Origin of the sequence: Sulfitobacter sp. W027 (assembly GCF_025143985.1) — a bacterium.
Lineage (GTDB): Bacteria > Pseudomonadota > Alphaproteobacteria > Rhodobacterales > Rhodobacteraceae > Sulfitobacter.
In genome coordinates this window covers 284662-298540 of record NZ_CP083564.1, presented here as the reverse complement: position 1 = coordinate 298540, position 13879 = coordinate 284662, and the positions used below count along the sequence as shown (strand labels likewise).

The 13879-nt window shown below is 61.2% G+C and carries 13 protein-coding genes; 6 read left to right on the top strand and 7 right to left on the bottom strand.

Features of this window, described 5'->3' with window-relative positions; all coding sequences use genetic code 11:
* The first annotated feature begins 18 nt into the window (after nt 1-18).
* From K3759_RS01425 to dxs, 5 genes are all read left to right on the top strand, one after another.
* Nucleotides 19-531, top strand: a complete 513-nt coding sequence (locus K3759_RS01425; RefSeq protein ID WP_067264985.1) for a MarR family winged helix-turn-helix transcriptional regulator — start codon at nt 19-21, stop codon at nt 529-531.
* A complete protein-coding gene (locus K3759_RS01420; RefSeq protein ID WP_259983888.1) occupies nt 528-1229 on the top strand; it encodes a response regulator in 702 nt (233 codons plus the stop codon). The genes K3759_RS01425 and K3759_RS01420 overlap by 4 nt, the downstream gene beginning before the upstream one ends.
* A gap of 108 nt (nt 1230-1337) precedes the next feature.
* Nucleotides 1338-1580, top strand: a complete 243-nt coding sequence (locus tag K3759_RS01415; RefSeq protein WP_007118582.1) for an exodeoxyribonuclease VII small subunit — start codon at nt 1338-1340, stop codon at nt 1578-1580.
* An 8-nt stretch (nt 1581-1588) separates the two neighbouring features.
* Entirely contained in the window at nt 1589-2473 is an 885-nt protein-coding gene (locus K3759_RS01410) for a polyprenyl synthetase family protein (protein WP_259983884.1), read from the top strand.
* Between the two features lie 41 nt (nt 2474-2514).
* The gene (gene dxs, locus K3759_RS01405; RefSeq protein WP_259983883.1) at nt 2515-4443 is read left to right on the top strand and encodes a 1-deoxy-D-xylulose-5-phosphate synthase; all 1929 of its coding nucleotides are present in this window, start codon (nt 2515-2517) and stop codon (nt 4441-4443) included.
* Here the strand turns inward: dxs and K3759_RS01400 are convergent.
* The 7 genes from K3759_RS01400 to K3759_RS01370 form a co-directional block, all read right to left on the bottom strand.
* Nucleotides 4440-5033 carry an exopolysaccharide biosynthesis protein gene (locus K3759_RS01400; RefSeq protein WP_259983881.1) on the bottom strand — a complete coding sequence of 198 codons (594 nt, stop codon included), beginning with the start codon at nt 5031-5033 and terminating at the stop codon, nt 4440-4442. The two genes, dxs and K3759_RS01400, sit on opposite strands and share 4 nt — an antisense overlap.
* Before the next feature lie 14 nt (nt 5034-5047).
* Nucleotides 5048-5902, bottom strand: coding sequence for an SDR family oxidoreductase (locus K3759_RS01395; RefSeq protein WP_259985532.1), 855 nt, complete (start codon nt 5900-5902; stop codon nt 5048-5050).
* Between the two features lie 51 nt (nt 5903-5953).
* On the bottom strand, nt 5954-6652 hold the full coding sequence (locus tag K3759_RS01390) for a YjbF family lipoprotein (RefSeq protein ID WP_259983879.1): 699 nt from the start codon (nt 6650-6652) through the stop codon (nt 5954-5956).
* Nucleotides 6649-8790 (bottom strand): YjbH domain-containing protein, encoded by a 2142-nt coding sequence (locus tag K3759_RS01385; RefSeq protein WP_259983878.1) that lies wholly within the window; start codon nt 8788-8790, stop codon nt 6649-6651. Before K3759_RS01385 ends, K3759_RS01390 begins: the two co-directional genes overlap by 4 nt.
* Nucleotides 8791-8970: 180 nt before the next feature.
* Complete coding sequence (locus K3759_RS01380) at nt 8971-10854, bottom strand: nucleoside-diphosphate sugar epimerase/dehydratase (RefSeq protein WP_259983876.1); 1884 nt, start codon at nt 10852-10854, stop codon at nt 8971-8973.
* 244 nt (nt 10855-11098) lie between these two features.
* Nucleotides 11099-11710: a sugar transferase gene (locus tag K3759_RS01375; RefSeq protein WP_259983873.1), complete on the bottom strand. Its 612-nt coding sequence runs from the start codon at nt 11708-11710 to the stop codon at nt 11099-11101.
* Nucleotides 11711-11720: 10 nt separating this feature from the next.
* Nucleotides 11721-12614 carry an NAD(P)-dependent oxidoreductase gene (locus K3759_RS01370; RefSeq protein ID WP_259983871.1) on the bottom strand — a complete coding sequence of 298 codons (894 nt, stop codon included), beginning with the start codon at nt 12612-12614 and terminating at the stop codon, nt 11721-11723.
* 142 nt (nt 12615-12756) lie between these two features.
* On the opposite strand from K3759_RS01370, the gene K3759_RS01365 reads away from it, so the two are divergent.
* A complete protein-coding gene (locus tag K3759_RS01365) occupies nt 12757-13875 on the top strand; it encodes a polysaccharide biosynthesis/export family protein (protein ID WP_259983870.1) in 1119 nt (372 codons plus the stop codon).
* Nucleotides 13876-13879: the final 4 nt, after the last annotated feature.

The following is a 13879-nucleotide window of genomic DNA, read 5'->3' as shown; positions in this document are numbered from 1 at the left end:
GAGAGATTGAGACATACTATGGCTGACGGGCGGATGATGGCCCCAAGCAGTGGCGACAGCCTGCTGTTTTTGACCGACGAACAACTGCGGCAGGGGATCGAGGCGATGTTCTTTGCCTATCGTGGTTTCACCGCGGACCCTGACCGGATTCTGGCCGATATGGCCTATGGCCGCGCCCATCACCGCGCCATACACTTTATCAACCGCGCTCCCGGCACGACCGTAAACAACCTGCTCAATATCCTTGGGGTCACCAAACAATCGCTCAACCGTGTCTTGCGCACGTTGATCGCCGATGGTCTGGTGCAAAGCAAGGTTGGCCGCAATGACAAGCGCGAGCGGCATCTGTTCCTGACCGACGAGGGTCGCAAGCTGGAACAGGAGCTATCGGATGCTCAGCGCGCGCGCATGCGGCTGGCCTTTCGCACCGCCGGCCCCGAAGCTGTGGCCGGCTTCAGAACGGTATTGGAGGCCATGATGGACCCCGAAATGCGCCAAAGCTTTGACCGGCTCCGCGAAAGCGCCCCATGAACGAACTTGACGCGCACCTGCTGGTTGTTGACGACGATGAGCGCATCCGTAGCCTGTTGAAGAAATTCCTGATGCGGCACGGCTTTCTGGTCAGCACCGCCCGCGATGCCGCCCATGCCCGCCGGGTGCTGGCGGGGTTGGAGTTTGATCTTATCGTGCTCGACGTGATGATGCCGGGCGAAGATGGCATGGCGCTGACCCGATCCCTGCGCGAAAGCCTGCAAACGCCGATCTTGCTGCTGACCGCCAAGGGCGAGACCGACAACCGTATCGAAGGGTTGGAGGCCGGGGCGGATGATTACCTGCCCAAACCTTTTGAACCCAAAGAACTGTTGCTGCGCATCAATGCGATCCTGCGCCGTATGCCCGATACCTCTGCCGCCGATGCTGCGCCGAAGGTGCTGTCGCTCGGTGTGATCCGCTATGACATGGAGCGGGGCGAGATGTGGCAGGGTGACGATCTGGTACGTCTCACCGCGACCGAAGTGCACCTGATGAAGATTTTCGCCGCGCAGCCCGGTGTCGCGCTCAGCCGGTCCAAACTGGTCGAAGAATTGGGCCGCGACCGGGGTCAAGCGCAGGAGCGCGCGGTGGACGTTCAAATCACCCGCCTGCGCCGCAAGATCGAGAGCGATCCGAAACAGCCGCAATACCTGCAAACCGTGCGCGGCGCGGGCTATATGCTGGCGCCGGACTGACCCGGCCCTTCAGCGAAACAGATAGGTAAAATTCATGCGGCCAGCCTGCTGGCAATGCGCGGCGCGAAGTTCTATTGTCGCGCGAAATTCCGACCAATGAGGCGCGTAATGTCTGACACACCTGTAGAAGAGATGAACTTTGAGACCGCCATGGCCGAGCTTGAAAAAGTGCTGAGCCAGCTTGAAAACGGCAATGTCGCGCTGGACGAAAGCATCGCGCTATATGAACGCGGGGCCAAGCTCAAAGCGCGTTGCGAGGCCAAGTTGAAAGAAGCCGAGGAAAAGGTCGCTGCGATCACCCTTGATGGCGATGGCAACCCCAATGGGCTGAAACCCGTCGAAGGGCTTTGACCGGCTGCATGACCTTACAGTCCACCCCCCTTCCCTTGGCAGCGGCGCTTGCCCATGCCTGTGATTTGGCACAGGCGCAGATCGAAGCGGCGCTGAGCGCACATAAAGGCCCGGTGGCCGAGGCGATGCTCTATGCCTGCACGGGCGGCAAGGGGCTGCGTGGTTTTCTGGTGATCGAATCCGCCCGGCTGCACGGCATCGCCTCCGGCATGGCCGCCCCGGCAGCGGGCGCGATTGAGGCGCTGCATGCCTATTCGCTGGTGCATGACGATCTGCCCTGCATGGACGACGACGACCTGCGCCGGGGCCAGCCGACCGTGCACCGCAAATGGGATGAGGCCACCGCCGTTCTGGCCGGAGATGCGCTGCAAACGCTGGCCTTTGAACTACTCGGGCAACTCGCCTGCCCTGCAGAGGCGCGTCTGATCCTAATGACGAGCCTTGCCCAAGCGGCAGGCGTGGGCGGTATGGTCGGCGGTCAAGCGCTGGACATCGCCGCCGAAACCGCGCCCGCCCCATTGTCGCTGGCCGAGATTACGGCGCTTCAGGCAGGCAAGACCGGCGCGCTGATTGAATGGTCGGCCATGGCTGGCCCACGCATGGCCGGAGCCGATGCCACGGCGCTTGGGGCTTACGCCAAACACCTTGGCCTTGCGTTCCAGATCGCCGATGACATCCTTGACGTTGAAGGCGACGCCGAGACCGTGGGCAAAGCCGTGGGCAAAGACGACGCAGCGGGCAAAGCGACCTTTGTGTCCCACCTTGGGCTGGCCGGGGCCAAGACCCGTGCCGCCGAATTGGTGGACATGGCCTGTGACGCCCTATCTGACTATGGATCAGAGGCGCAGAGCTTGCGAGCGGCTGCCGCCTTCGTTATTGCCCGCGACAGCTAGCCGGGCGGCACATGCGCCAATGCGGCACCAGAGAGGCCCCGATGAGTGACAAACCCGCCACCCCCCTGCTTGATCAGGTGACCCGCCCCGCGGACCTGAAACACCTGTCTGATGCCCAGCTGATCCAAGTCGCCCGTGAATTGCGGACCGAGACGATTTCGGCGGTATCTGAAACTGGCGGACACCTCGGCGCGGGCCTTGGTGTGGTGGAGCTGACCGTGGCGCTGCACGCGGTCTTTGATACCCCGCGCGACAAAATCATCTGGGACGTCAGCCACCAGTGCTACCCGCACAAAATCCTGACCGAACGCCGCGACCGCATCCGCAGCCTGCGCATGAAGGACGGGCTGTCGGGCTTCACCAAACGCAGCGAATCTCCCTATGACCCGTTTGGCGCGGCGCATAGCTCGACCTCGATCTCGGCCGCGCTCGGTTTTGCCGTGGGCCGCGATCTGGGCGGTGTGATCCCCGAAGGGCTAGGCGACGCGATTGCCGTGATCGGGGACGGCGCGATGAGCGCAGGCATGGCCTATGAGGCGCTTAACAACGCGGGCGATCTGAAGAAACGGCTGATCGTCATCCTGAATGACAATGAGATGTCCATCGCCCCGCCCGTGGGCGCGATGTCGAGCTACCTCAGCCGCCTCTACGCCGAAGCGCCGTTCCAAGATTTCAAAGCCGCCGCCAAGGGCGCGGTGAGCCTGCTGCCCGAACCGTTCCGCGAGGGTGCCAAACGCGCCAAGGACATGCTCAAGGGTATGGCCGTTGGCGGGACGCTGTTCGAGAACCTCGGGTTTTCCTACCTCGGGCCGATCAACGGGCACGATATGGATCAGCTGCTTCCTGTACTGCGCACCGTGCGCCAGCGCGCGACGGGGCCGATCCTGATCCACATCCAGACCCAAAAGGGCAAGGGCTATGGCCCCGCCGAAGCCGCGCGGGATCGCGGCCATGCCACGGCCAAGTTCAACGTGGTAACGGGCGAGCAAAAGAAGGCCCCCTCCAATGCACCCAGCTACACCCGCGTTTTTGCCGACAGCCTGCTGACTGAGGCCGCCGAGGACGACAAGATCTGCGCCGTGACAGCCGCCATGCCCGACGGCACCGGCCTTGATCTTTTCGCCGAACGCTACCCCAGCCGCTGCTTCGACGTGGGCATTGCCGAGCAACATGGCGTGACCTTCTGCGCGGGGCTTGCGGCGGCGGGGATGAAACCCTTCTGCGCCATGTATTCGACATTCTTGCAGCGCGGCTACGATCAGGTCGTGCATGACGTCGCGATCCAGCGTCTGCCCGTGCGCTTCGCCATCGACCGCGCCGGATTGGTCGGCGCTGACGGGCCAACCCACGCAGGCGCATTTGATGTGGCTTTCCTCGCCAATCTGCCGGGTTTCGTGGTGATGGCCGCCGCCGATGAGGCCGAGTTGCGCCATATGGTCGCCACCGCCGCTGCACATAACGATGGGCCTATCGCCTTCCGCTATCCGCGTGGCGAAGGTCGGGGCGTTGAGATGCCAGAGCGCGGCACGCCACTGGAAATCGGCAAGGGCCGGATGATCCGGGAAGGCAGCAAGGTTGCGCTCTTGTCCTTTGGCACGCGGCTCGAAGAAGTCGAGAAAGCCGCTGAGCAGCTTAGCGCCAAGGGCATCACTCCCACCATTGCCGATGCGCGCTTTGCCAAGCCGCTCGACCGCGAGATGATTCTGAAACTGGCTCAAGACCACGAAGCACTGATCACCATCGAAGAGGGTGCCGTAGGCGGCTTTGGCAGCCATGTGGCGCAACTGCTTGCCGATGAGGCGGTCTTTGATAAGGGGCTTAAGTTCCGCTCCATGGTGCTGCCCGATACCTTCATCGATCAGGCCAGCCCGGCGGATATGTACGCCGTGGCGGGGATGAACGCTGAACAGATCACTGCCAAGGTGCTCGACGTGCTCGGCGTCGCTGATTTAGGCGCGCAGCGCGCCTAACTGGTGGCGGTCAGCACCAGCAGGCCGCCTGCGACCAGCGTGATCGCCACGCAAAGATAGCCCAAAAGCACGAAGAGCCCATCGCGGGTGAACAGGCCGAAGACCAACAGCGCCACGGTACCAGCGCCGAGGGATGACATCATCGGCAGCACCTCCATGAAGGGCCAGCCGAGCGGAATGATTGTGACCACGATAAGCGTGATGAATCGCATCGCCCCGGTGGTGAGGAATTGCAGCCGTGGTTTGCAGCGCCCGTCGACGAAGGCGCAGGGACGACGCAAAAAGCGCACGCAGCCGCTCAACCGATGGCCCGCCACCTCACGACGCAACAGAAACTGCGGCATCCACAGCCTGCGCCGCCCGGTCACGGCCTGCACTGCCAGCAGGATGATCGTCACCGCCGCGAGGGTCGAGACACCGGGAATGCCCGACAGGGGCGAGACCAGCAACAAGGCGACAATCAGGATCAACGGCGTGATGGAACGGTCGCCGATCTCGTGCAATACATCGTTGATCGACACCGCTTCCTTTTCCGCCGCGCGCTCCATACTATCGAGCAGATAGGCCAAGGTGTGTTCGTCTTGACGCATGCAAAGCCTCGGGTTCAGTCATCCGACCCCAAAAGCGCGGCCAGACCAGAGCGGTAGTCAGGGTAGATCGGTCGCCAGCCCAACGCCGCCTTAGCGTGATCGTTCCGGACCTTCTTGCTCTCCGCATAGAAACTGCGCGCCATGGGGGTCATCTCGGCCTCGTCGAAATCCACCGCCGGGGGCAAGGGCAGGCCCAAGAGGTCGGCGGCATGGCCGATCACATCCTGCGGCGGAGCCGGGTCGTCGTCGCAGAGGTTGTAGACCGCGCCCGGTTGCGGAGTGGCCAGCGACAGTTCCAACGCTTGGGCGATGTCTTCCACATGGATGCGCGAAAAGACCTGACCCTGCTTGATGATCCGCCGCGCCGTGCCTTTGCGCACCTTGGCAAACGGGCCCCGACCGGGGCCGTAGATGCCCGCGAGCCGAAAGATATGCAGCGGCAGGTCTGGGATCGCGCCCCATGCGGCCTCGGCCTTCACCCGCGCTACGCCACGGCGGGTAGAGGGCGCGAGGGGCGTGGTCTCATCCACCCAATCGCCACCGTGGTCACCGTAAACGCCGGTGGTAGACAGGTAGCCGACCCACCGCAGGTCCGGGGCTGCGGCGGCGATCTTATTATGCAGGGCATGCAACACCGGATCGCCGTCCGGCCCCGGCCCGGCAGAGACCAGAAGGTTCGGCACCTCTTGCAAAAGCGCGGTCAGATCGCTGCCCGGCCAGAGCATCGGCTCCACCCCCGTTGCGGCGATTTCATCGAGTTTTTCGGCGCTTCGGGTAGTGCCGATGATCCGCCAGCCTTGCGGGATCAGCCGCGCGGCCAGCGCGCGGGCGCTATAGCCATGCCCGAGAGAAAGAAGCGTTTTATCCATACCGCCAAACTGGCCCGCGCGCGCCGCGATCACAAGCGCCAAGCAGTGAATTCAGTCTTTCAACAGGTCGATCGTCATATAGCCGAACTGCGGCCCAGCCCATTGCCGCGATCGGCGGATCTTGCCGGTTCCAACTTCGGCCCAATAGTCGTTGGTGAAGCTCGTCGTGTCATAAACGCAGACCTCGCGGATGTGGCGTACCGACAGGCGGCGGTCGACGATCTGGATCGTCTCAGGCCCCAAATGGGTTACGTCACAGGCAAAGGGCACCGCCTGTGCCGTGCCATCAAGCCGCGCCAGCGTGATGAGCCTTTCGCCCCCGCCGCCCCGCCCGTCCAAGGCCGCGATCATCGTCTGGGCCTGAGCCGAGCGCATATCACCGCCCAGTCCCTTGGTCCCGACCAGCACACCTTCTCGCAGAACAATCTGGGCCTGATCCGTCGACTGCCAGACTTCAACCATCCCCGGTGTGCTATCGGACCGCCGGGCGACCCGCTTTAGAAAATCCTGCAAGCCAGTGTTCTCCGGCACCACCTGCAAGACCGCGCCGGGCGTCTTGTCAAGCAGCGCACGGGTCACGGTAACCCGCCCTTTGGCGGGCGCCTCCGGCCCGGTGCGGTCTTTGAGGATACTGAACAATGTGCTGCCTGCGCTGAGCAGCGGGCTGCGTTCCTCTTCGCGACCGCCACCGGCGCAGGCGCTTAAAGCCACGCTGGCGATCAACAGGAGACCGGTTGCAACACGCTTCATTCCCAGACCCTCGACCATTGATCTTCCAGTGAGTTGCGGTGACCACTGCGCACCTGTTCATAAAGACGGCCCGGCACCTGAAGCCGCGCCCCGCCATCACGTTGGATGGGCCGGATCGTGGTGGACACGCTGCGCTTGTCCGGCTCGCCTAAGAACCAACCGACCGGGATCGTCAGGTTGATACCCTTGTCAAAGGAGCCTTCGCCAAATTCCTCAGCCGAGACATCCGTGATCGTGAAGAAGCCGCCGACCTTCCATCCATTGGCAAATTCCCGCGTCAGGGTCACGGTCGCCCCGACATCGCCCGCCAGATAGCGGCCCACGTCTACTTGCCCGTGATAGCCACCGCCGAACGCGTAATAGGCCGAGACATGGCCGGTCGCGACACTGTAGTCGAGAAAGCCCAAAGCACCGTCATAGTCGCGCTTTTTGACATAATTGGCTTCGACTCCAAGGGCGAGGTTGCTGCTCACAGGTTTCCACAACAGCTCTGCCGAGACGCCCCCGAACATCCGTTCAAGGTAACCCGCCGTGACCCGCGCATAGAGGTCATTGCCAGCCTTCCACTGCTTGCTGACATAGGCGTTGTCGATGACCGTCTCCCCTTCGCGGGCATAACGCGGCCCTTCGGTGCGGACTTTGGGCAACCTAGAATTGCTCGGCGTCGTCTTATCGCCCACGTTGCCGAACAGGCGGTGTTTCATACTGCCGGCGACGATCCAGCCCGGCGCGGGGCGATAGCGGCCCTTAAGCTCCACTCCGCCATCCAGCCGAACGGGCTCGTCCGGATCAAAATAGCTGGGCGACAGATAGGGGCCGATTGACCACGCGAAATCAGGGTAGAGATCGTCGTTCTCCATCGCGCCGCGCAGGCGTGGGGCGGCTTCGCCAATGCCAGCCACCGCCAAAAGCGCATCGGCGGCTTGGGGGTCAAACTCTAAAGCTTCTAGGTCAGAGCGGCGCAGGGTCACGGCCGATTGCGCGAGCCCCTCTTCCACTAGAACGATGCGGAAGGTCTCGACCGAGGCGGGCAACACCCACGCCAGCGCGCGCGCGCCGCGACCAACCGCGACTGCCGGAGCTTGATACCGGTCATTGCGCAGGCGCAACTCAGCATTTGCGGAATCGAGTTTCAGCGCGACGAGGGAGAGGCCGCTGGCGGATAACACGTCCTTAACCTGATCACGCAGGCTGTGTTGCTGGTTGGTGCTGGCAGCCCATTGCGTATCCCAAGCCGCCGGTGAGGTGGTGCGACTGGGCCGGACCTTCAGCGGTGCGACCGGGGTAATTGCAACAGGGGTAAGTGGTTTGCGGGGGTTTAGCTGGTATTGCAGGTTTACCCCGATTTCCGCCCCATAGAGATAATAGGCACCCAAGCGTAGCCCGTCAGAATATTGATACTCCGTCCCGAAGTTGAACTGCGATTTACGGGTGAAGATTTCGCGTGAGGCATCTTCGGTCTCATAGGCGTCGGAACTGTATTCCGCCTTGACGGTCCAACGGTCGTTTACCGCCCATTCAACACCGGCAAAGGGGGCAGCAGGCCCGCGAAACCATTGGTCGAATGATGGCTCGCCCCCCGTGTCGCCCGCATCGAATGCCCCGCGGTTGCCTCCGAAAGGTGTGCCGATGCTGCCGTGACTTCCCAAACGGCCCCAGCCCAGACCGCCCGTAACCTTCACGCGACCGGGCAGTAGCGTGTTGTCAAAAGTTTTGGTGGCCACGACATATTCGCCGGCGTAGATCCCCGTGCCCGCAAAGTCCTGCAAACCCACAGTGACCGCAGGCCAAAAGTCGTCTTCCTTTTTTAATAGGTAGCGCACGTCAAAGCTGCGGTCGCGGTAGGTGTCAAATTTGCTGGGAACAACGTCGTTCCAATCACGAAGGCCAACATAACGAAAGCTGGCCGACAGACGCGGCGTTGCCTGAAAGGTCAGTGTGCTCCGGGTCATGCCCGCAAAGTTTGAAATGCCTATGGTAAGCTGCCCATCCGGCAGCGCATGGGCGGTCGGCATATCCACCAGACCCGGCGAGCCGTAAAAGTTCAATGAGGGGCGGTCCGGGGTCTCGAATATATGGTAGGTCGGGTCGGCCAGCACGGCGCCGGGCAGCGCCACGCCTGCCAACAGCAAAGACACCACAGGGCCCCGGCACAGCTGACGCGTTTTAAATTTCGTTCGCTGATCCACGACCTGCCTCTCAACCGTATTATTGTTATCCTGATTTGGCATGGACGGGACCTGCAAATCAATCTCTGTCCTGTCGCCGTTCGGCCGCGCGATTCAATCGCAGCAATATCGCGACATATGCCGCCTGGATCAGGAAGATTTCCTCAGGGCCTCTGGCGGGGCAAAGCCCTCTACCCAGCGATAAACCACCTGACGGGCCAAATCCTCATCATTGGCCACAAGTGCTTCGCGCAGGTCCCGCAGAACCGAGGCGATTTCCAGTTCGTTCAACCCGTCTTCGCGGGCGGAATAGATCTTGGAGTGGGCCGTCTTGATAAGCACTCCGCTCAGCGTCAGCTCTTCGGTCATCTTCTCGCCGGGGCGCAGGCCAGTGATCTCAATCTCAATATCGCCGTCTGGGTTGTCTTCATCCCGCACGGTGTACCCTGCCGTCTCAATAACCTGCCGCGCTAACTTGAGAATTGGCACAGGCTTGCCCATGTCGAGAACGAAAACCTCCCCCCCTTGGGCCAGAGACCCCGCCTGCAACACAAGCCGCACAGCTTCTTCGACGGTCATGAAGTATCGCGCGACGCCACGATCGGTCACCGTCAATGGCCCGCCGCGGCTGACCTGTTCTTGGAACAGGGGCACGACAGACCCGGAGGACCCCAAGACATTCCCAAAGCGGACCATCGAGAAGATCACACCGCCCTCGCCACCGTATTTGCGGGCCATGTCCTGAATGACAAGTTCGGCAAGCCGCTTGGACCCGCCCATGATATTGGTGGGACGCACGGCCTTATCGGTTGAGATAAGGATGAACCGCTCCACACCCGCCCGCGCTGCCTGTTCGGCCAAAGCCTGCGTACCCAGAACGTTGTTTACCAATCCCGAAAGCGGGTTCGCCTCTACCAATGGGACATGTTTATAGGCGGCGGCGTGGAGGATCACATTGACCTCATGCAGAGACAGTACTTTGCGCAGTTGCCGGGTGTCGGTCACTGTGCCCAAGACCGATATGATCTCGATATCGGTGCCCTCGGCCAACTGCCGCATCTCCATGTCGGCGTTATAAAGAGCAAGTTCACTCAGCTCGAAAAGCACCAGTTTCGTAGGGCGGCAGAGCATGACCTGACGACAAAGTTCCGAGCCGATGGAACCGCCCGCGCCGGACACTAGAACCACCTTACCTGCATAGCTGATTACCCCCTCACCGATCTGGGGGGCAATCTCATCCCGGTTCAGGAAGCGGCGCGGCGAGACGGGGGAGAGCTTGTCGACCAAAGCCTCTTCGCCGATCAACTGCGCGAAGGAGGGGAGGGTTTGCACCTCAAGCCCCAGTTTCTCCAACCGCCGCGCGATCTGCGCCTGCTTAGGGGTGCTGAGCGATGGCACAGCCAACAACACACGGTCGATTTGCTTTTCCATAGCCAATTCTGCAATGCCCAATGGAGAATAAACTGGAAGTCTTGAAACCTTAAGACCCTGCAACGCGATATTGTCATCCACAAAGGCAATAGGCTCAATCGTTTCATGCCCGCGAAGCGCTGAGACCAGCTGCGTTCCCGTGGTGCCCGCGCCATAGATCAAGACCCGGCAGCGCGCGTCGCCAAAACGGTAGAGCCGCAGCACGATATGCAGCAAAATCACGCGAGAAAGCACGACCAGCGAAAAGAAGATTGCCCCAAACATGACGTGCACGCCCATTGGGAAATCAAGCCTCAGAAGAGACGCTGCGATCAAGGAAAGGGCGGCGAGGGCGGTCGCCAAAATTGCGGTACTTCCCACCGCTGCGGTCTCATAGGCGTTTAACTGAGTGCTGCAGACACCCAGGCAGATCGAGATAAATACCCCGGCAATCAGAGTGAAAGGCAAAACAGGGGCGTAGCTGATCAATGTTTCGAGGAAGTGTTCAGGCAGTCCGCGTACCGCTAAGGCGGAAATCGTTGCGACAACGATCAGAAGGGAATCGAGCGTTAGCATAATCACGCGCTTTTGCCGTTTGGTCAGCGACTTGATAATGCTCAGCATGCGCCGTTCCCTTGTGTTCGACTGTATTCTCGACCGCATTGCGCCCAGAGCGTACTAATAACCCTCTTTCGTCCATGCAGGCCTTGATGGGCACCATCAAACGCAAAAACAGTCAACCGCGCGCAATACATAGCCATCCGAATCTACATTTGCCTAAATATGCAGCAAACAATGCCATGGTTTCATTAAAAGACCAATTATTCACGAATCCCCCAAGCGGCCCCCCGCCTACCCGCCGCAGTCTCTAGCTACGGCGAAAGAGGTTTCCAATCGTCTGAAATACCAAATCAAAGTCGTAGCAGGTGCTTTGATGGCGTTGGTAAATCAGATCAAGCTGCGCCTTTCGCGGAACGCAAATGCGACAATAGACCCTGTCGGTCTCTTCGGGCGTGTCACAGCGCGACAGCAGCCGCTCTTCATGTTTGTGAAAGCGGATCGTCGCAAGACCGGTCACGCCGGGCCTAGATTTCAGGACTTCGGCATAGATCGCGGGAAAACGCTCTACATATTCGCGCAGCGGTGGGCGGGGACCGACAAAGCTCAGATCGCCGCGCAATATGTTCCAAAGCTGCGGAAACTCATCAAGACGCCGTGCCCGAAGCCATGCGCCAGTGGGGGTGATCCGCGCGCTCTTGTTCCCGCCAGATACGCCTTGGTCATCGTCCACCACGGTCATTGTGCGCAGCTTCCACAAGCTAAAACTCTGCTGAGGCGTTTTCATCCGCTCGGCCACGTGAAACAGGGGTCGCCCTTCTTTGAGCAGCAACCAGATCAGCAATCCGAGCAGGATCGGCCCAAGGATGATGACAAGCAGACTGGCAAAGAACAGGTCGAAGATGCGCTTGCGCCAGGTCATAGGAGGGCCTTCATAGTTTCTTCATATCCTGCTGCCATTCCCTTACCAAACCGGCGGGCGTTTGGGCTTCTGGCGCAAAATCGACGTGACGTTCAAGCGCGCTTGTATCAAGCTGCACCTCAGGAATGGCCGCAGCCGGTGCCGGTTTGGGCTGCCATTCCAGACCTGCTGCGTCAAGCAACGCGCCCATCTGCACCGCGCCCGGGGCCGCGATATTTAAAACTGGCGGCAGGTTGTCTGCCGAACAAAGCTGATGCAGCACCCGCGCAAGTGTGACCGGCCCGATATAGCTGCGGCTTGGCGTGCGGCCGTCGGGGAACTGATCAATCTGCATGCCCCGCTGCCAGCCACCAAGAATCGCATCAGCTCCGGCGACATTGCCGATCCGCAGCAGGGTAACCGCCACGCCGGCCCGCGTTTTCAACATCGCCTGCTCCATCGCAAGCTTTTCTTTGCCGTAGTCCGAAAGCGGCGCGCATCGCACATCCTCCGTCAGTGGGCCTGCCCCCGCGCCATAGACTGCCGCCGAAGAGGCTGCGAATATCCGAGGGACAGCAGCAGCAACTGCCAAGTTTAGCGCGCCGAGGGCGATGTCCACATTCTCACTCAGGTTGGCCCCGCTTGCCCCTGCCCGCGCCGGGGTTATCCCCGATAAGCAGATAATCGCCCGCGCGCCACGGGCGGCAGCGATGGCCGCATCGCTTGGCCGCTGGCCGATAGCCGGCAGGTCAAATTGATGAAACTCAGGCTGAGGCTGCCGCGACTGGCTGCGCAGCGACTGCGCTTCAGGCCAGTGACGGCGGAGCATGCCACCCAAACGCCCTGTCGCCCCCAGCAGGAGAACGCCGTCAAATGCCACAGCGCCACTCGGAACTGCACTCCCTTTTGAAATCATTGACGTCATAGGTTCTGCCTCTATCCTGACGGACTAGAATTTCAGATCGGGCGGGGTTTACAACATCCTTTGCAACCCGCCAATTTACGCTGCATATAGGCACAAGTACCCCGGTTCGACGGCGAAACACCAGAAGGCGATTGCGCATCTTATGAAGCACCTGAGCAAGCTTTTCCTCTCAGCCCTGCTGGCCCTTTCGCTGGCAGCCTGTGGCAACCTTCCCCGCGGCGCGGCCATTCAAAAAGAGGTCACGCAAGAGGCAGCAACACCAGATGCTGATATCGCCGTTTACCCCGTCACCCGCGCCTTCCTGCCCAGCGTCGCACAATGGCCCCGCACCGGCGAAAGGCGTCATGGCTGGATAGGCGCCAGCCGGGGTTCGAATGCCCAAGTCATCCGCCCCGGCGATCGGCTGGACATTCTGGTTTGGGACAGCGGTGACAACTCGCTGCTGACATCGCCAAGCCAACAGGTCGCCACCCTTCCGGGAATTCGTGTCTCGGAAAGCGGGACGATCTTCATGCCCTATATCGGCAAGGTTCAGGTCTCTGGCCGGACCCCGGATTCGGCGCGGCAACTGTTGCAGCGGCGGCTTGAGGCCATCGTTCCATCGGCACAGGTCCAACTGGCCATGACCGAAGGGCGCGGCAACTCCATCGATCTTGTGGGCGGTGTGAACAGCCCCGGAAACATCCTGATGCCAGACAACAACTTCACCGTTCTGGCGGCGATCTCGGCGGGCGGCGGGGTGCAAAACAGTATCGAAAACCCGCAGGTCAAACTGGTCCGGGGTGCGAACATCTATACGACCTCGATCAACCGGCTTTATGAGAATCCCAGCCTCGACACCCGGCTGATCGGTGGTGACAAGCTGATTATCGAGAAGGATCGCCGCTACTTTCTGTCGCTGGGCGCTGCGGGGCGCGAAGCGCAGTTTCCATTCAACCGCGATGAAGTCTCAGCATTGGATGCGCTGGCGACCATCGGCGGGGTGAATGAATCCCGCGCCGACCCGGAGGGCATCCTGATCCTGCGCGAATACCCGGCAAGCGCGGTCAGCGCGGGTGTGCGCGGCCCCCGCCGCACGCGGGTGGTGTTCACGTTGGACCTTACAACCTCTGACGGGCTGTTCTCAGCGCGGAATTTCCACATTCAATCGGGTGATTTGGTGCTCGCGACCGAAAGTCCGTTGTCGGATACACGCACCATTCTCGGTCTTGTTGGATCGGTCTTTGGTCTTGTGAACACGGCTGGAAATCTCGCCAATTGATCCG

Bases quoted from the DNA above. Each gene is read 5' to 3' on its own strand.
- K3759_RS01425 (WP_067264985.1), top strand. From the start codon at position 19: ATGGCTGACGGGCGGATGATGGCCCCAAGCAGTGGCGACAGCCTGCTG.
- K3759_RS01420 (WP_259983888.1), top strand. From the start codon at position 528: ATGAACGAACTTGACGCGCACCTGCTGGTTGTTGACGACGATGAGCGC.
- K3759_RS01415 (WP_007118582.1), top strand. From the start codon at position 1,338: ATGTCTGACACACCTGTAGAAGAGATGAACTTTGAGACCGCCATGGCC.
- K3759_RS01410 (WP_259983884.1), top strand. From the start codon at position 1,589: ATGACCTTACAGTCCACCCCCCTTCCCTTGGCAGCGGCGCTTGCCCAT.
- dxs (WP_259983883.1), top strand. From the start codon at position 2,515: ATGAGTGACAAACCCGCCACCCCCCTGCTTGATCAGGTGACCCGCCCC.
- K3759_RS01400 (WP_259983881.1), bottom strand. From the start codon at position 5,033: ATGCGTCAAGACGAACACACCTTGGCCTATCTGCTCGATAGTATGGAG.
- K3759_RS01395 (WP_259985532.1), bottom strand. From the start codon at position 5,902: ATGGATAAAACGCTTCTTTCTCTCGGGCATGGCTATAGCGCCCGCGCG.
- K3759_RS01390 (WP_259983879.1), bottom strand. From the start codon at position 6,652: ATGAAGCGTGTTGCAACCGGTCTCCTGTTGATCGCCAGCGTGGCTTTA.
- K3759_RS01380 (WP_259983876.1), bottom strand. From the start codon at position 10,854: ATGCTGAGCATTATCAAGTCGCTGACCAAACGGCAAAAGCGCGTGATT.
- K3759_RS01375 (WP_259983873.1), bottom strand. From the start codon at position 11,710: ATGACCTGGCGCAAGCGCATCTTCGACCTGTTCTTTGCCAGTCTGCTT.
- K3759_RS01370 (WP_259983871.1), bottom strand. From the start codon at position 12,614: ATGACGTCAATGATTTCAAAAGGGAGTGCAGTTCCGAGTGGCGCTGTG.
- K3759_RS01365 (WP_259983870.1), top strand. From the start codon at position 12,757: ATGAAGCACCTGAGCAAGCTTTTCCTCTCAGCCCTGCTGGCCCTTTCG.